Annotated in this window: 21 protein-coding genes and 6 tRNA genes; 11 read left to right on the plus strand and 16 right to left on the minus strand. The window is 65.4% G+C overall.

Going from position 1 to position 21,070, the window contains the following annotated elements:
- The first annotated feature begins 199 nt into the window (after positions 1 to 199).
- The 8 genes from queF to ABGI63_RS20665 are packed head-to-tail and all read left to right on the plus strand — an operon-like array spanning position 200 to position 8,308.
- A complete protein-coding gene (gene queF / locus ABGI63_RS20630) occupies positions 200 to 631 on the plus strand; it encodes a preQ(1) synthase (protein WP_262973071.1) in 432 nt (143 codons plus the stop codon).
- Positions 632 to 641: 10 nt separating this feature from the next.
- A complete protein-coding gene (locus ABGI63_RS20635) occupies positions 642 to 1,067 on the plus strand; it encodes an SET domain-containing protein (RefSeq protein WP_349744341.1) in 426 nt (141 codons plus the stop codon).
- Between the two features lie 11 nt (positions 1,068 to 1,078).
- Complete coding sequence (gene dapC / locus ABGI63_RS20640) at positions 1,079 to 2,305, plus strand: succinyldiaminopimelate transaminase (RefSeq protein ID WP_349744342.1); 1,227 nt, start codon at positions 1,079 to 1,081, stop codon at positions 2,303 to 2,305.
- Positions 2,302 to 3,120, plus strand: coding sequence for a 2,3,4,5-tetrahydropyridine-2,6-dicarboxylate N-succinyltransferase (gene dapD, locus ABGI63_RS20645; protein WP_269841564.1), 819 nt, complete (start codon positions 2,302 to 2,304; stop codon positions 3,118 to 3,120). The genes dapC and dapD overlap by 4 nt, the downstream gene beginning before the upstream one ends.
- Positions 3,121 to 3,145: 25 nt before the next feature.
- Positions 3,146 to 4,303, plus strand: coding sequence for a PilT/PilU family type 4a pilus ATPase (locus tag ABGI63_RS20650; protein ID WP_349744343.1), 1,158 nt, complete (start codon positions 3,146 to 3,148; stop codon positions 4,301 to 4,303).
- The gene (dapE, locus tag ABGI63_RS20655) at positions 4,300 to 5,448 is read left to right on the plus strand and encodes a succinyl-diaminopimelate desuccinylase (protein ID WP_349744344.1); all 1,149 of its coding nucleotides are present in this window, start codon (positions 4,300 to 4,302) and stop codon (positions 5,446 to 5,448) included. Before ABGI63_RS20650 ends, dapE begins: the two co-directional genes overlap by 4 nt.
- Complete coding sequence (prmB, locus tag ABGI63_RS20660) at positions 5,445 to 6,323, plus strand: 50S ribosomal protein L3 N(5)-glutamine methyltransferase (RefSeq protein WP_349744345.1); 879 nt, start codon at positions 5,445 to 5,447, stop codon at positions 6,321 to 6,323. Before dapE ends, prmB begins: the two co-directional genes overlap by 4 nt.
- Complete coding sequence (locus ABGI63_RS20665) at positions 6,320 to 8,308, plus strand: ABC-F family ATP-binding cassette domain-containing protein (RefSeq protein WP_349744347.1); 1,989 nt, start codon at positions 6,320 to 6,322, stop codon at positions 8,306 to 8,308. The genes prmB and ABGI63_RS20665 overlap by 4 nt, the downstream gene beginning before the upstream one ends.
- A 13-nt stretch (positions 8,309 to 8,321) precedes the next feature.
- Here the strand turns inward: ABGI63_RS20665 and ABGI63_RS20670 are convergent, their stop codons facing one another.
- On the minus strand, positions 8,322 to 8,675 hold the full coding sequence (locus tag ABGI63_RS20670; RefSeq protein WP_349744348.1) for a DUF1304 domain-containing protein: 354 nt from the start codon (positions 8,673 to 8,675) through the stop codon (positions 8,322 to 8,324).
- A 66-nt stretch (positions 8,676 to 8,741) separates the two neighbouring features.
- Here ABGI63_RS20670 and ABGI63_RS20675 point away from each other — a divergent pair, with 66 nt between their 5' ends.
- Complete coding sequence (locus ABGI63_RS20675) at positions 8,742 to 9,236, plus strand: MarR family winged helix-turn-helix transcriptional regulator (RefSeq protein ID WP_349744350.1); 495 nt, start codon at positions 8,742 to 8,744, stop codon at positions 9,234 to 9,236.
- A 14-nt stretch (positions 9,237 to 9,250) separates the two neighbouring features.
- Positions 9,251 to 9,676, plus strand: coding sequence for an organic hydroperoxide resistance protein (locus tag ABGI63_RS20680; protein WP_137940555.1), 426 nt, complete (start codon positions 9,251 to 9,253; stop codon positions 9,674 to 9,676).
- 45 nt (positions 9,677 to 9,721) lie between these two features.
- On the opposite strand, the gene ABGI63_RS20685 is transcribed toward ABGI63_RS20680, so the two are convergent.
- Complete coding sequence (locus ABGI63_RS20685) at positions 9,722 to 10,660, minus strand: asparaginase (protein ID WP_349744351.1); 939 nt, start codon at positions 10,658 to 10,660, stop codon at positions 9,722 to 9,724.
- A gap of 76 nt (positions 10,661 to 10,736) precedes the next feature.
- Between ABGI63_RS20685 and lexA the strand changes: the two genes are divergently transcribed.
- The gene (lexA, locus tag ABGI63_RS20690; RefSeq protein ID WP_349744352.1) at positions 10,737 to 11,447 is read left to right on the plus strand and encodes a transcriptional repressor LexA; all 711 of its coding nucleotides are present in this window, start codon (positions 10,737 to 10,739) and stop codon (positions 11,445 to 11,447) included.
- Between the two features lie 109 nt (positions 11,448 to 11,556).
- Here lexA and ABGI63_RS20695 read toward each other — a convergent pair.
- The 14 genes from ABGI63_RS20695 to trpB all read right to left on the minus strand — a co-directional run bounded on the left by ABGI63_RS20695 (position 11,557) and on the right by trpB (position 21,069).
- A tRNA-Asp gene (locus ABGI63_RS20695) sits at positions 11,557 to 11,633 on the minus strand.
- A gap of 79 nt (positions 11,634 to 11,712) precedes the next feature.
- Positions 11,713 to 11,788 (minus strand) — tRNA-Glu (locus ABGI63_RS20700).
- A gap of 67 nt (positions 11,789 to 11,855) precedes the next feature.
- Positions 11,856 to 11,931 (minus strand) — tRNA-Ala (locus ABGI63_RS20705).
- Between the two features lie 94 nt (positions 11,932 to 12,025).
- A tRNA-Asp gene (locus tag ABGI63_RS20710) sits at positions 12,026 to 12,102 on the minus strand.
- 70 nt (positions 12,103 to 12,172) lie between these two features.
- Positions 12,173 to 12,248 (minus strand) — tRNA-Glu (locus ABGI63_RS20715).
- A 69-nt stretch (positions 12,249 to 12,317) separates the two neighbouring features.
- A tRNA-Ala gene (locus ABGI63_RS20720) sits at positions 12,318 to 12,393 on the minus strand.
- Between the two features lie 93 nt (positions 12,394 to 12,486).
- Positions 12,487 to 13,887, minus strand: a complete 1,401-nt coding sequence (gltX, locus tag ABGI63_RS20725) for a glutamate--tRNA ligase (RefSeq protein ID WP_349744353.1) — start codon at positions 13,885 to 13,887, stop codon at positions 12,487 to 12,489.
- Between the two features lie 37 nt (positions 13,888 to 13,924).
- Complete coding sequence (gene purF / locus ABGI63_RS20730) at positions 13,925 to 15,439, minus strand: amidophosphoribosyltransferase (RefSeq protein WP_349744355.1); 1,515 nt, start codon at positions 15,437 to 15,439, stop codon at positions 13,925 to 13,927.
- Between the two features lie 39 nt (positions 15,440 to 15,478).
- Positions 15,479 to 15,967 (minus strand): CvpA family protein, encoded by a 489-nt coding sequence (locus tag ABGI63_RS20735; protein WP_349744356.1) that lies wholly within the window; start codon positions 15,965 to 15,967, stop codon positions 15,479 to 15,481.
- Positions 15,968 to 15,973: 6 nt separating this feature from the next.
- Complete coding sequence (locus tag ABGI63_RS20740; RefSeq protein WP_349744357.1) at positions 15,974 to 16,636, minus strand: SPOR domain-containing protein; 663 nt, start codon at positions 16,634 to 16,636, stop codon at positions 15,974 to 15,976.
- 107 nt (positions 16,637 to 16,743) lie between these two features.
- Positions 16,744 to 18,060, minus strand: coding sequence for a bifunctional tetrahydrofolate synthase/dihydrofolate synthase (folC, locus tag ABGI63_RS20745; RefSeq protein ID WP_349744358.1), 1,317 nt, complete (start codon positions 18,058 to 18,060; stop codon positions 16,744 to 16,746).
- Between the two features lie 67 nt (positions 18,061 to 18,127).
- A complete protein-coding gene (gene accD / locus ABGI63_RS20750) occupies positions 18,128 to 19,000 on the minus strand; it encodes an acetyl-CoA carboxylase, carboxyltransferase subunit beta (protein ID WP_137940563.1) in 873 nt (290 codons plus the stop codon).
- A 21-nt stretch (positions 19,001 to 19,021) separates the two neighbouring features.
- Positions 19,022 to 19,825 carry a tryptophan synthase subunit alpha gene (gene trpA, locus ABGI63_RS20755; protein ID WP_349744359.1) on the minus strand — a complete coding sequence of 268 codons (804 nt, stop codon included), beginning with the start codon at positions 19,823 to 19,825 and terminating at the stop codon, positions 19,022 to 19,024.
- The gene (gene trpB / locus ABGI63_RS20760; RefSeq protein WP_349744360.1) at positions 19,822 to 21,069 is read right to left on the minus strand and encodes a tryptophan synthase subunit beta; all 1,248 of its coding nucleotides are present in this window, start codon (positions 21,067 to 21,069) and stop codon (positions 19,822 to 19,824) included. Before trpB ends, trpA begins: the two co-directional genes overlap by 4 nt.
- Position 21,070: the final 1 nt, after the last annotated feature.

Here is a 21,070-nt window from a genome sequence, read left to right on the forward strand (position 1 = left end):
TTCTGGCAGGGCCGGATGATACCATTCGGCCCTTCCCCTTTTCACTGCGCTCCCGGGTCACGGCCCGGGGCACGCTGCATCGATTCATTCCATGGCCAAGACCACCACCGCCGCCGCCAAGCCGGCCCGCAAGACCGCCACCAAGACTGCCGCGCCCAAGCAGCGCAAAGCTCTGGAACTCGCGCCCAAGCAGCGCGAGATGCCGCCCAACCCGCCCTCGGCCCCGTCGAAGGAACTGCACGTCTTCCCGAACCCGGCGCCGCAGCGCGACTATGTGATCCAGTTCCAGGTGCCGGAGTTCACCTGCCACTGCCCGCTGACCGGCCAACCGGACTTCGCGCACTTCACGATCGACATGATCGCGGACAAGCTCTGCATCGAGCTGAAGAGCCTGAAGATGTACTTCTGGAGCTACCGTCACGAAGGCGCGTTCCACGAGAAGGTGACCAACACCATCATGGAAGACATCATCAAGGTCACCGATCCGCGCTTCATTCGCATCACGGCCAAGTGGTATGTGCGCGGCGGCATCTACACCAACGTCGTCACCGAGCACCGCAAAAAGGGTTGGAAGCCGGCGCCTCGCGTCGACCTGCCGGCACACGGCTTCGAATCCGGCCTGCTGCGCTGAGCCTCGCTGCTTGAGCTTCGCGACCAGCTCGGCCAATCTGTCCGTCGCCGTGACGGTGCGGCGCAGCCGCATCGACGGCTATGGCGTGTTCGCCACCGATGCGGTGTCGGCGGCCGTGCGTATCGGTGCGCTGACCGGCGAGCCCGTCACGGTGGCCGAGGGCCGGCGCCGGGTGGCCGGGCGGCAACGCATCATGCTGGTGGAGCTCAGCGACAGCCGAGCGATCGACGCGACCCGATCCGACGACGCGCTGCGCTTCACCAATCACAGCTGCCGCCCGAACGCGCAGATCAGCCTGGAGCGGGGCAGCATCGAGTTCGTCGCGCTGCGCGATATCGCGCCCGGCGAAGAGATCACGGTGGCCTACGGCGCCACCCATCACGAAGGCCGGCTGGCCTGCCGCTGTGCCCAGAGCGGCTGCCTGGGCTGGCTATGATCCGCACCACCATGCACAACCCTTTGCTGGACAAGCTCCACCCCTACCCCTTCGAGCGCCTGCGCGCGCTGATGAAGGGCATCACGCCCAACCCGGCCTACCGGCCCATCAGCCTTGGCATCGGTGAGCCCAAGCACCCGGCGCCCCAGCTGATCGAGGACGCCTTGATGGCCAGCCTCAAGGGCCTGTCCGGCTACCCGGCCACTGCCGGCGAGCCGGCGCTGCGGGAGTCGATCTGCGCCTGGATCCAGCGCCGCTATGGGCTGAGCCTGGATCCGGCCAGCCAGGTGCTGCCGGTCAACGGTTCGCGCGAGGCCTTGTTCGCGCTGGCGCAGACCGTGATCGACCCGACGCAGCCCGGTGCCACCGTGGTGTGCCCGAATCCCTTCTATCAGATCTACGAGGGTGCGGCCCTGCTGGCCGGCGCCCAGACCGCCTTCGCCAACAGCGATCCGGCCCGCAATTTCGCCGCCAACTGGGCCGAAATCGACGAGGCGACCTGGGCCCGCACCCAGCTGCTCTATGTCTGCTCGCCCGGCAACCCGACCGGCGCGGTGATGCCGCTGGACGAGTGGAAGATGCTGTTCGAGCTCTCCGACCGTTACGGCTTCGTGATCGCCTCGGACGAGTGCTATTCGGAGATCTATTTCCGTGAGGAGGCGCCGCTGGGCGGCCTGGAGGCGGCGGCCAGGCTGGGCCGCAGCGACTTCCGCAATCTGATCGCCTTCACCAGCCTGTCGAAACGCTCGAACGTGCCCGGCATGCGCTCGGGCTTTGTCGCCGGCGACGCCGCCATCATCAAGAAATTCCTGCTCTACCGCACCTATCACGGCAGCGCGATGAGCCCGATCGTGCAGGCCGCCAGCATCGCCGCCTGGAACGACGAGGCCCATGTGGTCGCGAACCGCGAACAGTACCGCGCCAAGTTCGCGCAGGTGACGCCCATCCTGTCGGCCGTGCTGGACGTGGCCCTGCCGGACGCCGGCTTCTATCTGTGGGCGGCGATCCCTTCCCACTTCGCGGGCGGTGACGACATCGAGTTCGCCCGGCAACTGCTGGCTCAATACAATGTCGCGGTGCTGCCCGGCAGCCTGCTGGCCCGCGAGGCCCACGGCGTCAATCCCGGCGCCGGCCGCATCCGCATGGCCCTGGTGGCCGAAGTGTCCGAATGCGTTGAGGCCGCTCAGCGCATCGCCGAATTCACACCTCTCTTCAAGCAATCGCTCCGAACACCATGACGCAACTGCAGACCACCATCGAACAGGCCTGGGAAGACCGCGCCTCCCTGAACACCGGCAGCACCGGCGCTGTGCGCGAGGCCGTCGACCATGTGATCGCCGAGCTGGACGCGGGCCGCCTGCGCGTGGCCGAACGCCAGGCCGTGGGCCAGTGGACCGTGCACCAGTGGGTCAAGAAGGCCGTGCTGCTGTCCTTCCGTCTGAACGACAACCAGCTGATGGGCGATGGCGCCCTGACCTTCTTCGACAAGGTGCCCAGCAAGTATGGCCAGATGGACGAGGCCGCGATCCGCGCCAGCGGTGTGCGCGTCGTGCCGCCGGCCGTCGCGCGCCGCGGCAGCTTCCAGGCCAAGAACGTGATCCTGATGCCCAGCTACGTGAATATCGGCGCCTATGTCGACGAGGGCACGATGGTGGACACCTGGGCCACGGTGGGCTCCTGCGCGCAGATCGGCAAGAACGTGCACCTGAGCGGCGGTGTCGGCATCGGCGGCGTGCTGGAGCCGCTGCAGGCCAACCCGACCATCATCGAGGACAACTGCTTCATCGGCGCCCGCTCCGAGGTGGTCGAGGGCGTGATCGTCGAGGAAAACTCGGTGATCTCGATGGGCGTCTACATCGGCCAGAGCACGCCGATCTATGACCGCGAGACCGACACCGTGTCCTACGGCCGCGTGCCGGCCGGCTCGGTCGTGATCAGCGGCTCGCTGCCGAAGAACGATGGCAAGTACAGCCTGTACGCCGCCATCATCGTCAAGAAGGTCGACGCCGGCACCCGCGCCAAGACCAGCATCAACGATCTGCTGCGCGCCTGATCCGGCGACCACAGGGAGCACCGGCATGAGTGGAAACATGGAACGCATCCTCAGGCTGATGGCCGAGAAGGGTGCGTCCGACGCCTATCTCTCGGCCAATATGCCGGTGCTGATACGCATCAACGGCCAGATCCTGCAGCTCTCCGACCAGCTGCTGACGCCATCGCAGCCGCGTCAGCTGATCGCCGAGGTGGTCGACGCGAACCAGCTCGGCGAGCTCGACGCCACCGGCGAGCTGAATATGGCGGTGGCGATCTCCAAGGTCGGCAGCTTCCGGCTCTCAGGCTTTCGCCAGCGCGGCTCGATCGCGGCGGTGTTCCGCCACATCCCGCACGACATCCCGACCCTGGACAGCCTGAACCTGCCGCCCATCCTCGGCAAGCTGATCCAGGAAAAGCGCGGCCTGATCCTGATGGTGGGCGCCACCGGCACCGGCAAGAGCACCACGCTGGCGGCGATGCTGGAGCAGCGCAACCAGAATATGTCCGGCCATATCCTCACCATCGAGGACCCGCTGGAGTATCTGTTCACCAACAAGCGCTCGGTGGTCAACCAGCGCGAGGTCGGCCGCGACACGGCCTCGTTGCAGATCGCGCTGAAGAACGCGCTGCGCCAGTCACCGGACTGCATCCTGATCGGCGAGATCCGTGACCGCGAGACGATGACGGCGGCGATCTCCTATGCGCTGTCCGGCCATCTGGTGGTGGCGACCCTGCACGGCAACAACAGCTATCACGCGCTGAACCGCATCCTGTCCTTCTACACGCCCGAGTCGCGTCCGGCCCTGCTCAACGACCTGGGTGCCGGCCTGAAGGCCGTGGTCTCGCAGCGTCTGGTGCGCGCGGCGGCCGGCGGCCGGGTGCCGGTGACCGAGATCCTGCTGAACACCAAGCTGATCGCCGAGCTGATCGAGCAAGGCGACTTCGGTGGGGTCAAGGAGGCGATGGAGAAGTCCATCGCCGAGGGCTCGCAGACCTTCGAGGAGCATTTCGCCAAGCTGATCAAGGAAGGCACGATCACCCGCGAGGAAGGCCTGGCCTTCGCCGACTCGCCGACCAATCTGCTGTGGCGGCTGCAAAACGATGCCGGCCCGCCCAGCAGTCAGAACGGCAACAAGAAGGAGGAGCCGGCCAGCGACCACGCCAGCTTCACCGAAATCACCCTGGATGTGCGTACCGAATGAGCTCCACACTTGCCCTTCTTGAGGCCTTGATCGCCCGGCCTTCGGTCACACCCGCCGATGCCGGCTGCCAGGCGCTGATCGCCGAACGCCTGAGCGCCTGCGGCTTCGAGATCGAACGCATGGACAGCGGCCCGGAGAACGCGCGGGTCAGCAATCTGTGGGCCCTGAGGCGCGGCACGGCCGTCGACGGCCCGGTGCTGATGTTTGCCGGCCATACCGATGTGGTGCCGCCCGGATCGCTGGCGGCCTGGACCAGCGACCCCTTCGTACCCAGCTACCGCGAAGGCCGCATCTATGGCCGCGGCGCGGCCGATATGAAGGGCTCGGTGGCGGCCATGGTGGTCGCGGCCGAGGAGTTCGTCGCGGCGCATGCCGGTCACCAGGGCAGTGTCGCCTTCTTGCTGACCAGCGACGAGGAAGGCCCGGCCACCGATGGCACCGTGGTCTGCTGCGAGCTGCTGAAAGCGCGGGGCCAGAAGCTGGACTACTGCATCGTCGGCGAGCCGACCTCGGTCGAGACCCTGGGCGACATGATCAAGAACGGCCGCCGCGGCACGCTGAGCGGCAAGCTCAAGGTCAAGGGCGTGCAAGGCCATGTGGCCTACCCCCATCTGGCCCGCAACCCGGTGCATCAGGCCGCGCCCGCGCTGGCCGAACTGGCGGCCACCGAATGGGACCGCGGCAACGCCTACTTTCCGGCCACCACCTTCCAGATCTCGAACATCAACGCTGGCACCGGCGCGACCAATGTGATCCCGGGCGAACTGGTGATCGACTTCAATTTCCGCTTCTCGACCGAGGCCACGCCCGAGGGCCTGAAGTCCAAGGTCCATGCCTTGCTGGATCGCCATGGGCTGGAGTATTCGTTGAGCTGGACCCTGGGCGGTGAGCCCTTTCTGACGCCGGTGGGCAATCTCAGCGAGGCGCTGCGTGTGGCCATCCGGAGCGAGACCGGTCTGGAGCCGCAACTCTCGACCACCGGCGGTACCTCGGACGGCCGCTTCATCGCCAAGATCTGCCCCCAGGTGCTGGAGTTCGGCCCCATCAACGCCAGCATCCACAAGATCGACGAGTATGTGCCGGCCGATTGCGTCGAGCCGCTGAAGAATGTCTACCGACGCACGCTGGAGAACCTGCTGCTGTGAACCTGATCGCCTGTATCGAGGCCCAAGCCGCCCGCCTGACCGAGGCGGGCGTTTCTTTTGGGCATGGCACGAACAATGCCTTTGATGAAGCCGCCTGGCTGGTGCTGTGGCACCTCACGCTGCCGCTGGATTCGCTCGACGCGCATGCCGAACAGGCGCTGAGCCCGGCGCAGTTGGCCGAGATCGACACCCTGGTGGCCGAGCGCATCGCCAGCCGCAAGCCAGCCGCCTACCTGACCCGCGAAGCCTGGCTGCAGGGCGTGCCCTTCTACGTTGACGAGCGCGCCATCGTGCCGCGCAGCTTCATCGCCGAGCTGATCGCCGACGCCAGCATCGATGCCTGGTTGTCGGACCAGACGACACGCGTGCTGGATCTGTGCACGGGCAACGGCAGCCTGGCCGTGCTGGCCGCGCTGGCCTGGCCGGAGGTGAGCGTCGATGCGATCGACCTGAGCACCGAGGCGCTGGAAGTTGCCCGCATCAATGTCGACAAGCACGGCCTGCAGGAGCGCATCCGATTGTTGCAGGGCGATGGCTTGAAGCCGGCCGATGGCCGCTACGACCTGATTCTGTGCAACCCGCCTTACGTCAACAGCGCCTCTATGGCCAAGCTGCCCGCCGAATACCGTGCCGAGCCCGCGCTGGCGCTGGCGGGCGGTGCCGACGGCATGGACTTTGTGCGTCAGCTGCTGGCCGACGCGCCCGGCCATCTAAGCGAGCACGGCGTGCTGGTGCTGGAGATCGGCAACGAGCGCGAGTTTTTTGAGGCGGCATTCCCGCAGTTGGAAGTGGCCTGGATGGAGACATCGGCCGGAGAAGAGCAAGTGTTGTTGATTACCCAAGAAGCATTGACCCAAGGCCTGGCCGCATCATGATCACGCTGCGCAATATCACGCTGCGTCGCGGCACCAAGATCGTTCTCGATGACGCCAGCGTCACCTTGCAACCGGGCGAGAAGATCGGCCTGGTCGGCCGCAACGGCGCCGGCAAGTCCAGCCTGTTTGCGCTGCTGACCGACCGCCTGCAAAGCGACAAGGGCGAGGTCGACATCCCGCGCCAATGGGCCGTCGGCGAGGTCGCGCAGAACATGCCCGAGACCGAGATGCCGGCCACCGACTATGTGCTGGAAGGCGACATCCGCCTGATGGCGGCGCGCCAGGCGCTGGCCGATGCGGAGGCGGCCGAGGACGGTCATGCGATGGCCGACGCCCATGCGCTGTTGATGGATGCCGGTGCCTTTGATGCCAAGCCGCGCGCGCAAGCGCTGCTGATGGGCCTGGGCTTCAAGGGCGAACAGGTCGACGCGCCGGTCAACAGTTTCTCGGGCGGCTGGCGCATGCGCTTGCAGCTGGCCCGCGCGCTGATGTGCCCGGCCGATCTGATGCTGCTGGACGAGCCGACCAACCACCTGGACCTGGATGCCCTGGTCTGGCTGGAGGCCTGGCTGCAACGCTATGAAGGCACGCTGATCATCATCAGCCATGACCGCGAGTTCCTCGATGCGATCACCAAGGTGACCCTGCATCTGGACGAGGCCAAGCTGATGCGCTACGGCGGCAACTACACGGCCTTCGAGTCGATGCGGGCCGAGCGCATGGTCTTGCAGCAGGCCGCTTTCGGCAAGCAGCAGGACCGCATCGCCCACCTGCAGAAGTTCATCGACCGCTTCAAGGCCAAGGCCAGCAAGGCCAAGCAGGCGCAAAGCCGGGTCAAGGCGCTGGAGCGCATGGAGAAGCTGGCGCCGGTGCTGGCCTCGGCCGACTTCAGCTTCGAGTTCCGCGAGCCGGTCAGCCTGCCCAACCCGATGCTGATGTTCGACGAGGTGGCCTGCGGCTACGAGGTCGACGGCGTCGAGAACATCATCGTGCGCGGCATCAACCGCTCGGTGCTGGCCGGCCAGCGCATCGGCATCCTGGGTGCCAACGGCCAGGGCAAGTCCACCGTGGTGAAGACGGTGGCGCGCATGCAGCGCGCGATGGACGGCAAGATCACCGAGGGCAAGGGCCTGTCGATCGGCTACTTTGCCCAGCAGGAAATGGACGTGCTGCGGCCCGAAGAGGGTCCGCTGTCGCATATGGTGCGCTTGGCCAAGGAGGTCAGTCCGAGCGCGCGCGAGCAGGAGCTGCGCGACTTCCTGGGCCAGTTCCGTTTCGTCGGCGAGATGGTCAACCAGCAGGTCGGCAGCCTGTCGGGCGGTGAGAAGGCGCGGCTGGTGCTGGCGATGCTGGTCTGGCAGCGCCCCAATCTGCTGTTGCTGGACGAGCCGACCAACCATCTGGACCTGAACACCCGCGAGGCGCTGTCGATGGCACTCAACGAGTTCGAGGGCACGGTGATGCTGGTCAGCCATGACCGCGCGCTGCTGCGCGAGGTCTGCGACGAGTTCTGGCTGGTCAGCAAGGGCGTGGTCGGCCCGTTCGACGGCGATCTGGACGACTACCAGAAGTGGTTGCTGGACCAGTCCAAGGAAGCCGCAAAGGCTGCCAAAGAAGCGGCCAAGAAGGCAGCCAAGCTGCCCGCCGCTGCGGCCTCAGCGCCGGTACCGGTGGTCGCGGCGGCCCCCGCTCCCGCAAGCATTGCAGCTCGCGAGGACCGCAAGGCCAGCGGCCAGGCCCGCCAACGCCTGGCCGAGCAGACCAAACCGATGCGCAAGGAAATGGAAGGCATCGACGCCAAGCTCAACAAGCTGGCCGATGAGCGCACGGCGCTGGAAGCCCAGCTGGCGGCCGGCAGCACCACGCCGGCCCAGATCGCCGAGCTCGGCAAGCGGCTGAAAACCATCCATGATGAGTTGGAGGCTGCCGAGCTGCGCTGGCTGGAGCTGAGCGCCCAGGTCGACGCGATTCAGGCCGCCGCCTGAGTCTTCTCCCCTCTCAGCGCGCGGCCAGCACGGCAGCGATCGCCAGCGCCGCCGGCAAGGCCTGCACGAACAGGATCTTCTTGCCGACGGTGGCGGCGCCATAGACGCCCGCAGCCACGACGCAGCCCAGGAAGAAGAGCTGGTTCGCGGTGTTGCCGGCCACCAGGCCCCAGAGCAGGCCCGCACTCAGAAAGCCGTTGTAGAGGCCCTGGTTGGCGGCCAGGGTCTTGCTCGCCTCGGCGAACTCGGGCGTCAGTCTGAAGACCTTGCGGCCCAGCGGCTTGGTCCAGAAGAACATCTCCAGCACCAGAAAATACAGATGCAGGGCGGCCACCAGGGCCACCAGCAGGTTTGCCAACATCGTCATCTCATCCCCTAGCTTGAATAACCATTTAAGTTGTGTGCAATTTAATTGCGGAATACATTATCACCCATGCCACGCCACAAGACCACCGCAGCACCGAGCCAAGCCGAGCAATGGCTGCAGCTGGACCAGCAGCTGTGCTTTGCGCTGTACGCCAGCTCGCTGGCCATGACCAAGCTCTACAAGCCCCTGCTGGAGCCCATGGGCCTGACCTACCCTCAATACCTGGTGATGTTGGTGCTTTGGGAGGCAGACGGCATCAGCGTTTCCACCCTGGGCCAGCGCCTCTCGCTGGACTCCGGCACCCTGACGCCCTTGCTCAAACGCCTGGAGACTGGCGCGCTGATCACCCGCCGCCGCGCCCAGGACGACGAGCGCCGCGTCGACATTTTCCTCAGCGATGCCGGCCGCGCGCTGAAGGCGCAGGCCCTGAACATTCCGCCCCAGCTCGCCTGCGCCAGCGCCTGCTCGCTGGATGAACTCGTCTCCCTGACCCGGCGCCTGCATGAGCTGCGCAAGCAGCTCTCCAGCGCCGACCTTTCTTCGCCCACCCACCACTCCTGATAGGAAGAAACACCATGGCACTCGACAAAGTTCTCTACACCGCCACCGCCACCGCCACCGGCGGCCGTGAAGGCAAGGCCTCCTCGTCCGACGGCGCTCTGAGCGTCACGCTGAGCACGCCCAAGGAACTCGGCGGCGCCGGTGGCTCGGGCACCAACCCCGAGCAGATGTTCGCCGCCGGTTATTCGGCCTGCTTCATCGGCGCGATGAAGGCCGTGGCCGGCAAGATCAAGATCGCCGTGCCGGCCGATGTGTCCATCACCTCGGAAGTGGGCATCGGCCCGATTCCCGCCGGCTTCGGCATCCAGGTCGCGATGAAGATCAGCCTGCCGGGTCTGGAGCGCAGCCAGGCCGAGGCCCTGGTGGCCGCCGCCCACCAGGTCTGCCCTTACTCGAACGCCACGCGCGGCAATATCGATGTGAGCCTGACCATCGTCTAAGGACCTTGGCCGAGCCAGACAGGGGCTGCGGCCCCTGTTGTCGTTTCAGGCCAGCAATTCGAGCAAGAGTTCGATACGCGCCTTGACCGGGCTCAGCGCGCCGGCGCTGGGCAAAGCATCAGCCGAGGGCGTGACCGGACCGGCATCGCAGCGGCTGCTGCGCAGGATCCTGACGCCCTGCTGCTGGGCACTGCGCAAGGCCTGCTCCAGCGACAGCGACAGCGTGCCATTGCCGGTGCCGGCCACCACCAGGCCGTCGACCCCCTGGGCCAGCAAGGCCTGCACGAGCGCGCCGTCGGCGCCGACATGGTTCAACACGATCTGCACGCGCGGCCAGGCCGCAGCGGGCTTGCCGATACGCGCCAGACCGACGACGCCCTCCGCTGCCGGCCACGCACCCAAGGGGCGCAGCACGCCCTCCTCCACGACGGCGACCAGGCCGCCATCACTGGAAGCAAAGGCATCGACCTTGTAGCTGTGCACCTTGCGGATCTGCTCGGGCCCATGAACAGCGCCCGCAAACACGGTGAGCACCCCTTGCGCACCTTCATCGCTGGCAACGCTGACGGCATCGAGCAGGTTCTGCGGCCCATCGGTCTGCAAGGCCGTGGCCGGTCGCATCGCGGCGGTCAACACCACCGGCTTGCGCGGCGCCAGCACGCGGTGCAGGAAATAAGCCGTCTCTTCCAAGGTATCGGTGCCATGGGTGATCACAATCCCGGCCACCTCCTCGCGTGCCAGATGGTGGGCCACGCGCTCGGCCAGCCGCTGCCAGGTGGCGAAGTCCATGTCCTTGCTGTCGAGCTGGGCCACTTGCTCGGCCTCCAGCGCGCGCTGCGCCAGCGGCGGCACGGCCGAGACCAGATCGTCCACGCCCAGCTGGGCGGCGGTGTAGCCGACGTTGTCGGACGCCGTGCGGGCCTGGCCGGCAATCGTGCCGCCGGTGCCCAGGATCACGATAAGAGGCTTGTTCTTGCTGACCACGGTCACTTCCTGGATGAATGAACAGTTACTGGATATATACTCAGGCGCATCTTTCCCAGATGTCTGCGAGCCCAGCATGGACGATATCAGCCCCAGTGTTTCCACCGTCAAATTGACGGCACGCCAGCAGCAGATCCTTGACTTGGTGCGCCAGGCCATCGAGCAGACCGGAGCCCCTCCGACCCGCGCCGAGATCGCCAACGAGCTGGGTTTCCGCTCGGCCAATGCGGCCGAGGAGCATCTGCAGGCCTTGGCGCGCAAGGGGGTGATCGAACTGGTCGGCGGCACCTCGCGCGGCATCCGGCTGAAGTCGGACACCTTGAAAGCCATGCATCAGGAGCGCCGCGCCCGTGAGGACTTCCAGTTCTCGCTGCCGATTCCGAATCTGTCGCAGCTCACCCTGCCCCTGGTCGGGCGCGTTGCGGCCGGCCATCCCATCCTCGCGCAGGAGCATATCGAGCAGAGCTACACGGTCGAGAGCGGCATGTTCGCGCGCCGACCCGATTTCCTGCTGAAGGTGCGCGGCATGAGCATGAAGGACGTCGGCATCATGGACGGCGATCTGTTGGCGGTGCAGAAGGCCAGCGAAGCCAAGAATGGGCAGATCGTCGTCGCACGGCTGGGTGATGAGGTCACCGTCAAGCGCTTCAAACGCAGTCGCAGCGGCGGCATCGAGCTGCTGGCCGAGAACCCTGACTTCGAACCCATCCTGGTCGCGGCCGGCGATGAAAGCTTTGCACTGGAAGGTCTGGCCGTCGGTCTGATTCGCGGGCAAATGGCCTTCTGATACTGCGGCCGCAATCAGGTTTGCAGGGATGAAGTCTCTGCAAACATTTGATATGTCTCGGCGCATAAGAAAAAACCCTGGATGCTTGCGCTTCCAGGGCTTCAAATGTTGGCGGAGTGGACGGGACTCGAACCCGCGACCCCCGGCGTGACAGGCCGGTATTCTAACCAACTGAACTACCACTCCAGATACTCTTGCGAATATCAGATAAGTTCTGTAGTTTCTCGAAGCATGCGCTTCCAAAACTACCAAGCCTTATCAAACTTGGCGTCCCCTAGGGGATTCGAACCCCTGTAGTCACCGTGAAAGGGTGGTGTCCTAGGCCTCTAGACGAAGGGGACTAAACCTTCTATTTACTTCTTCTACCTTGCTGCCCGAGCCGCGCGCCACCGCCACCCTGAAGTGACTTGGTGGAGGTAAGCGGGATCGAACCGCTGACCTCTTGCATGCCATGCAAGCGCTCTCCCAGCTGAGCTATACCCCCAAATTTCGGGCTACACGCTGCTCAAGCAGTAATTTCTCTCAAAATACAAGCGGCCAACTGAATGGCCGCTTACCGATACGAATCGGGCAAACCTTGGCGGAGTGGACGGGACTCGAACCCGCGACCCCCGGCGTGACAGGCCGGTATTCTAACCAACTGAACTACCACTCCGCAGTGGGATAATTTCATAACTGCTGCAGTATACATTATATATCGCAGCAATTATCAAGTTTATCAAACTTGGCGTCCCCTAGGGGATTCGAACCCCTGTAGTCACCGTGAAAGGGTGGTGTCCTAGGCCTCTAGACGAAGGGGACTAAACCTTCTGAATTCTACTTCCTCATACTTGAACTGCGCGCCAACCAAATACCCAGTAACTGAACATTTGGTGGAGGTAAGCGGGATCGAACCGCTGACCTCTTGCATGCCATGCAAGCGCTCTCCCAGCTGAGCTATACCCCCTCAGATCATGCAAGCCGCTTCGATTACTCGTTGCTGCCTGCTGTTCTTTGTGTATCGCGCTGTTCAAGCGAGACATAGAGTATAGAACGATTTTTATGCGCAGCGCAAGCGTTCGACCACATTTTCTTTATCGAACAGTTCCAGCACGGCGTCGACCGACGGAGTTTGTGCACGACCACACACCAGCACCCGCACCGGTATCGCCAGTTGCGGCATCTTCAGACCGTGAGCCGTGATGGTTTCCTTGATCGCGGCCTGGATGCCGGCCTTGTTCCACTCGGCAGTGGCGAGCTTGTCGGCCAGCAATGCGAGCGCGGGCTTCACCGCGTCGCTGACATGGGTGGCCAGATCCTCGGCGCTGGGCTGCACCGGCGCGAAATACATGGCCAGCCAATCGGCCAGCGCCACCGTGGTCGCGCAGCGATCCTTGAACAGCGCGCACATGGCCGGCAGCCGGCCGAGATCGGCGCTGATGCCGCGCTTGGCCAGTTGCGCCGCGACGAGCGCCGACAGGCGCGTGTCATCGGCCTGCTTGATGTACTGGCTGTTGACCCACTCCAGCTTGGCCGGGTCCCATTGCGCCGGGCTCTTGGAGAGATGCGAACCGTCGAACCAGCTGACCAGCTGTTCGCGCGAGAACAGCTCGTCATCACCGTGGCTCCAGCCCAGGCGCGACAGATAGTTCAGCATCGCCTCGGGCAGATAGCCGTTCTCCTCATAGGCGGTGACGCTGACCGCGCCGCGGCGCTTGCTCAGCTTCTGGCCATCGTCGCCGAGGATCACCGGCACATGGCCGAAGGCCGGCAGCGGCGCGCCCAGCGCGTTGAAGATATTGATCTGCCAGGGCGTGTTGTTGACATGCTCGTCGCCACGGAACACATGGCTGATCTTCATGTCCCAGTCGTCGATGACCACGGCGAAGTTGTAGGTCGGCACGCCATCGGTGCGCTGGATGATCAGGTCGTCGATCTCGCGGTTGTTGATCGTGATCGGGCCCTTGCACAAGTCATCCCAAGTCACATCGCCGCCGATCGGGTTCTTGAAGCGCACAACCGGCTTGACCCCCTCGGGAACGGCGGGCAACACCTTGCCGGCTTCCGGACGCCAGGTGCCGTCATAGCGGCGCTTCTCGCCGCGCGCTTCCTGGCCGGCCTTCATCGCATCCAGCTCCTGGGGCGTGCAGTAGCAGCGGTAGGCGGTGCCGGCGGCGATCATCTGCTCGATCACCTCGTTGTAGCGCGCCAGGCGCTGCATCTGGTAGATCGGGCCTTCGTCGTATCCCAGCCCCAGCCACTGCATCGCGGCCAGGATCTGGTCGACCGAGTCCTGGGTCGAGCGCGCGACATCGGTGTCCTCGATGCGCAGCACGAACTGGCCACCGTGATGACGGGCATAGGCCCAGGAGAACAGCGCCGTACGGGCGGTGCCCAGGTGCAGAAAGCCGGTCGGCGATGGGGCAATGCGGGTGCGGACAGGGGTGCGGGTTTGTATCATGGCGAGATCAGGTATTCATGGTCTTCGGCAGCGGCACTCAGCCCTGCTCCGTGCCGCTTTGCAGGGCCAGCCGGGTGCGGGCCGGGCCGTCCTCTTCCTCGCCCTGCGACTTGCGCTGCTCCTGCATCGTCGCGAAATCTTCGGCCGAGACATCGCCGGTGATGTAGCTACCGTCGAAGCAGGAGGCCTCGAAGCCGTTCAAGCCCGGGCGCAGCGCTGCGACCACGCGCTTCATCGCATCGACGTCCTGGTAGATCAGCGCATCGGCGCCAATGTACTGGCGGATTTCCTCGATCGAGCGGTTGTGCGCGATCAGCTCTTCGCTGGTGGGCATGTCGATGCCGTAGACATTCGGGTAGCGCACCGGCGGCGCGGCCGAGGCCAGATAGACCTTGCGGGCGCCGGCCTCGCGGGCCATCTGGACGATCTCCTTCGAGGTAGTGCCGCGCACGATGGAGTCATCGACCAGCAGCACATTGCGGTTCTTGAACTCCAGGCCGATCGCATTGAGCTTCTGGCGCACCGACTTCTTGCGCGCGCCCTGCCCCGGCATGATGAAGGTGCGGCCGACATAGCGGTTCTTCACGAAGCCCTCGCGATAGGGCTTGCCGATGCGGTGCGCCAGCTGCATCGCCGAGGGCCGGCTCGACTCGGGGATCGGGATCACGACATCGATATCGCTGGGTGGCATCGTCGAGATCAGGCGCTGGGCCAGGGTCTCACCCATATTCAGCCGGGCCTGGTAGACCGAGATGCCGTCCATCACCGAGTCCGGGCGTGCCAGATAGACGAACTCGAACATGCAGGGGTTCAGCGTCGGGGTGTCGGCGCACTGCTGCGTGTGCATCTGGCCGTTCATGTCGATGAAGATCGCCTCGCCGGGCGCCACATCGCGGATCAGCTGATGGCCGGTGCCCTCCAGTGCGACGCTCTCGCTGGCCACCATGATCTCGCCGTCGGCCGCCTGGCCGAAGCACAGCGGGCGGATGCCGTAGGGGTCGCGGAAGGCCAGCAGGCCATGGCCGGCGATCAGCGCGATCACCGCGTAGGAGCCCTTGATGCGCTTGTGCACCGCCCGCACCGCCTTGAACACCTCCTCGGGCGTCACCGGCAGATCGCGCGCGGCCAGCTCCAGCTCGTGGGCGACGACATTGATCAGCACCTCGGTGTCGCTCTCGGTGTTGATATGGCGACGGTCGATGTCGAACAGTTCCTTCTTCAGTGCATGCGCATTGGTCAGATTGCCGTTGTGCACCAGCACCAGGCCGAAAGGCGCATTGACATAGAAGGGCTGGGCCTCTTCCTCGCTGTAGGCATTGCCGGCGGTCGGGTAGCGCACCTGGCCCAGGCCGATCGCGCCCGGCAGCGCCCGCATATTGCGGGTGCGGAACACATCACGCACCATGCCGCGCGCCTTGTGCATAAAGCACTTATTGCCTTGCATGGTGACGATGCCGGCAGCGTCCTGGCCACGATGCTGCAGCAGCAGCAAGGCGTCATAAATCAGCTGATTGACCGGCGAGCGAGAAATCACTCCGACGATGCCACACATGGGACTACTTCCTTGTCGTGAAAGATCTGAAGCCGCAGCTCAGACCGGGATGAACTTGAGCACTTCGGCCGGCAGCACCGGCGTCAACAGATGCAAGGCGGCCTGCAGCCAGGGCGCCACCTGAGATTCCTGCCAGGGCCCGGAACGCACGGCCGGCGTCATGCTGACCAGCACCACCGCCAGCAGGCCGATCAGCACGCCGCGCAACACACCAAAGCCCCCGCCCAGCACCCGGTCGATGATGCTCAGCGGCGTCGCATGGATCAGCGCCCGCAGCAGCCGCGCCGACAGGCCCCACAGCAGCAGTATCAGCATGAAGGCGAGCACCAGGCTCAGCGCATGCAATAAATTCGGCGCCAGCTGGTCCTGCGGCAGCCAGTTCGCAATGAAAGGAGCGACAAAGGGGCAGGCGAAGTAGGCCACCACCCAACCCAGGATAGACAGGACTTCGAAGACCAGCCCGCGCCACAGACCCAGCAGCACCGAGACGGCCAGAACACCCAGCAGTACCAGATCGACCCAGCCCATGGTGCATCAAAGCGTCAGCACGGCCGTCGACAAACCGCCGCCGCGCACCTTGGCCGCCACCTTGTCGGCCTCCTCGCGGCTGCCGAAGGGGCCGACCCGAACCCGGATGCGTTTGCCATCCGCCGTGTCCACGGCCTGCGTATACGTCTTCAAGCCCATGCGCTCGACCTTCATGCGCGCCTCCTGGGCGGCCTTGCCATCGGCATAGGCACCGACCTGGACAATGAAACGCCCATCGGACTTGCTGTCAGCCTTCTTCTCGACCGGCTTGCCTTCCAGCAAGGCCTGCACACGGGCCGACTCCTGCGTCTTCGGCTGAGCCGTCTCGACGGGCTTCTTCTCGACCGGCTTCTCCAGCGGCTTGGGCTTGTCTGCGGGCTTTTCGATGACTCGTTCCACCGGCTCGGGCTTGGGCTCGGTGACCACAGCCGGTGCTTCGGTGGGCGCCTGGGCCACCGGCGCTTCGCCCACAGCCGGCAAGGACGCGGGCAAGGCCGGCGGAATCACCACGGCCGGCATGGCTTCCTTGCGCGGAATGTCGATCGGCAGATCGACCGGGATGGGGCGCGGCTGGGTCTCGAAGATCAGCGGGAAGCCGATCACGCCAACGCCCACCAGCAGGGCCGCGCCAATCAGGCGGCGGCGCGCCCTGACCCGCAGCTGCTGCACCACAGTGTCCGAGACCGGTTTTGCCGCGGCTTGATCGGGCGAGCGTTTGAAAAAAGACAGCAAACCCATGAGCTGGAGAGTCGGACAGTGCGTGTTGGAGAGAGTGCTCAGGCGCCAGCGGCTGGCTTGCCGGCGACCAATCGGGGGACACCATGCTTGAGAACGCCGCCCACGGTGAAGAAGGAACCGAAGACCAGAATTCTATCAGCGGGGTCGGACTCGGCCGCCGCTGCGCTCAGGGCGTCCATGGGGTCCGCATGCCGCTGCACGGTCACGGCGGCCGGGGTCTTGATGGCGCCGGCGGCGCGCAAGGACTCGAACTGCACGGCCAGGGCCTCGGCCTTGGCCGCGCGCGGCAGGTCCAGGTCGGTAAAATGCCAGACATCGACCAGGTGCGAGATGCGCCCGATGATCTGGGCCAGATCCTTGTCGGCCATCGCACCGAACACCACCCGGGTGCAGGGGAAGAAGCCCATCTGATCGAGGTTCTGCGCCAGCGCCGCCACCGCGTGCGGGTTGTGCGCGACATCCAGCACCAGGGCCGGCTGGCCCGGCACCACCTGGAAACGCCCCGGCAGCTCGACCAGGGCCAGACCGGTGCGCACCGCCTGCGCGCTGATCGGCAGTCGCTCGTACAAGGCCTCGAACACCGCCAGCACGCCGGCCGCGTTCAGCAGCTGGTTGACGCCGCGCAGCGAGGGATAGGCCAGGCCGCTGAAGCGGCGCTCGCGGCCCACCCACTGCCATTGCTGGCGGTCGCCGCTATAGCTGAAATCCTGCCCCAGCTGGCGCAGATCGGCGCCGATCTTGCTCGCATAGGCCGCCAGCGAGGCCGGCGGCACCGGATCGCTGACCACCACGGGCCGGCCGGCTCGCATGATGTGCGCCTTCTCATGCCCGACCGACTCGCGGTCGGGGCCCAGATACTCGGTGTGGTCCAGGTCGATGCTGGTGATCACGCTGCAATCGGCGTCGATGCAGTTGACGGCGTCCAGCCGTCCGCCCAGCCCCACTTCCAGAATCACCAGATCCAGCGGCTCGGCCGCCAGCCGGCTCATGATGGCCAGGGTCGTGAACTCGAAGTAGGTCAGCGCCAGGTCAGCGCGCGCCTTCTCGACGGCCTCGAAATGCGGCAGCAGCGAATCCGCCTCGACCGGCGCGCCGGCCACCCGGCAGCGCTCCTGAAAATGCACCAGATGCGGCTTGATGTAGAGCCCGACCCGGTAGCCGGCCTGCAAGGCAATCGATTCCAGCATCGCGCAGGTCGAGCCCTTGCCATTGGTGCCGGCCACCATCACGACCGGCGCCTCGAACTTCAGCCCCATGGCCTCGCGCAGACGCTGCACCCGCGCAAGCGTCATGTCGATTTCCTTGGGATGCAGTCGCTCGCAGTGGGCCAGCCAGTCGTCCAGATTCTTCTTCATGCCATGTCCAAATGAAGACGGCCAGGCTGTCCAGCCTGGCCGCTGCGTCTACAGGGATTGACGGCGCTCAGGCCACCGCGTCGGTGCTCTGCCGCTGCAGCATCGCCAGCTGGCGCGCGATGGTCTCGCGCAGCTCGCGGCGGTCGACAATCATGTCCACCGCGCCCTTTTCCATCAGGAACTCGGCGCGCTGGAAGCCCGGCGGCAGCTTTTCGCGCACCGTGTTCTCGATCACGCGCGGGCCGGCAAAACCGATCAAGGCCTTGGGCTCGGCAATCACGATATCGCCCACAAAGGCGAAGCTGGCCGACACGCCACCCATGGTCGGATCGGTCAGCACGCTGATATAGGGCAATTTGGCCTTGGCCAGGCGGGTCAGCGCCGCATTGCTCTTGGCCATCTGCATCAGGCTCAGCAAGCCCTCCTGCATCCGCGCGCCGCCGGTGGCGGTGAAGCAGATGAAGGGGGTCTTCTGCTCGATGGCCGTCTCGACACCGCGCGCAAAGCGCTCGCCGACCACCGAGCCCATCGAGCCTCCCATGAAGTCGAACTCGAAGCAGGCCGCGACCACCGGCACGCTCATCACCGCGCCGCCCATCACGATCAGCGCATCGGTCTCGCCGGTGTTCTCCAGCGCTTCCTTGAGCCGGTCGGGATACTTCTTGCTGTCCTTGAACTTCAGCGCGTCGACCGGCAAGACCTCCTGGCCCACCTCGTAGCGGCCTTCGCCGTCGAGAAAGGCGTTCAGACGCGCACGCGCGCCGATGCGGTGGTGGTGGCTGCACTTGGGGCAGACATTGACGTTCTGCTCCAGATCGGTCTTGTAGAGCACCGTCTCGCAGGACGGGCACTTGATCCACAGCCCCTCGGGCACCGTGCGGCGCTCGTTCGGGTCGGTCTGCTGCATCTTGGGCGGCAGAAGTTTCTCAAGCCAACTCATGGTTGCAGGCTCCTTTATCAATCAGTGGGGCGCGTCGAGCGCCTGGCGGATGTCCCGGATGAACTGGGCGCCGGTTGCGGCGACATTATCGCGCGGCTGAACCTCCAGCAGCTCGACCAGACGCGAACCGATCACGACCGCATCGGAATGGTCGGCCACGGCCCTCGCGGTGACGCCGTCGCGGATGCCGAAACCCACGCCCACCGGCACCGTCACATGGCGGCGGATGCGCGGAATCATCTCGGCCACGGCCGCCGTGTTCAGATGGCCGGCCCCGGTCACGCCCTTCAGCGACACGTAGTAGACATAGCCGCTGGCCAACTGGCCGATGCGGGCCATGCGTTCCTCGGTCGAGGTCGGCGCCAGCAGGAAAATCGGGTCCAGGTCTTGCGCGCGCAGCGCGGCCGCGAAGATCTCGCACTCCTCGGGCGGGTAGTCGACGATCAACACACCGTCCACGCCCGCGGCCTTGGCATCGGTGACGAAACGCTCGACGCCATAGCGCTCGACCGGATTGGCATAGCCCATCAGCACCACCGGCGTGCTGTTGTTCTTCGCGCGGAAGCCGCGCACATAGTCCAGCACCTGGGTCAGGCCGATGCCGTGCTTCAGTGCGCGCTCGCCAGCGCGCTGGATCACCGGACCGTCGGCCATCGGGTCCGAGAAGGGCACACCCAGCTCGATCACGTCGGCGCCGGCCTGGCCAAGAGCCAGCATCAGCTCGACCGTCGCATCGGGAAAGGGATCGCCGGCGGTGACAAAGGGGATCAGCGCCTTGCGGCCCTGGGCCTGCAAAGCCGTGAAGGCAGCAGCGATGCGGCTCATTGCGCGCCTCCCTTCACGCTGTGGCCGGCCATCGAGGGGCGGTCAAAGTACTGCACGCCCGACAGGTCGGCGACGGTGCCGATGTCCTTGTCGCCACGGCCGGACAGGTTCACCAGCAAGGTCTTGTCCGGCGACAAGGTCGGCGCCAGTTTCATCGCATAAGCCAGCGCGTGGCTGGACTCCAGCGCCGGAATGATGCCCTCGGTGCGGCACAGGCGGTGGAAGGCCTCCAGCGCCTCCTTGTCGGTGATACCGACATACTCGGCCCGGCCGATGTCCTTCAGATAGGCATGCTCGGGGCCGACGCCCGGATAGTCCAGGCCGGCCGAGATCGAGTGCGTCTCGGTGATCTGGCCGTTGGCGTCCTGCAGCAGATAGGTGCGGTTGCCATGCAGCACACCGGGGCTGCCAGCGCTCAAGGTCGCCGCATGCTTGCCGCTGTCCACGCCCTCGCCCGCCGCCTCGACGCCGATCAGGCGCACGTCTTGATGCGGGATATAGGGGTAGAAAATGCCGATGGCGTTCGAGCCGCCGCCGACGCAGGCGATCACCGCATCCGGCTGGTGGCCGATCATCTCGGGCATCTGGGTCAGGCACTCATCGCCGATGACGCGCTGGAAGTCGCGCACCATCATCGGGTAGGGATGCGGTCCGGCCACGGTGCCGATGATGTAGAAGGTCGATTCGATGTTGGTGACCCAGTCGCGCATCGCCTCGTTGAGCGCGTCCTTCAGGGTCTTGGAGCCGGACTCGACCGGCACCACCCGCGCGCCCAGCAGATTCATCCGGTAGACATTGGGCGATTGGCGCTTGACGTCCTCGCTGCCCATATAGACCACGCATTCCATGCCGTAGCGGGCACAGATGGTCGCGGTGGCCACGCCGTGCTGGCCGGCGCCGGTCTCGGCGATCACGCGCTTCTTGCCCATGCGCTTGGCCAGCAGCGCCTGGCCGATGGTGTTGTTGACCTTGTGCGCGCCGGTGTGGTTCAGATCCTCGCGTTTCAGGTAGATCTGGGCACCGCCCAGTTCGCGACTGAGGCGGTCGGCGTAGTAGATCGGGCTGGGGCGGCCGACGAAATGGGCCAGTTCCTTCTTGTACTCGGCGATGAACTCGGGATCTTTGCTGTAGTGGGCATAGGCCTCGCTCAGCTCGTCCAGGGCATGGACCAGGGTTTCGGCGACGAAGCGCCCACCATAGGGTCCGAAATGCCCACGGGCATCGGGTTGGTCATAGGTCTGCATG

The sequence above is a fragment of the Roseateles cavernae genome (assembly GCF_040187885.1).
Taxonomy (GTDB): Bacteria; Pseudomonadota; Gammaproteobacteria; order Burkholderiales; family Burkholderiaceae_C; genus Roseateles_E; species Roseateles_E cavernae.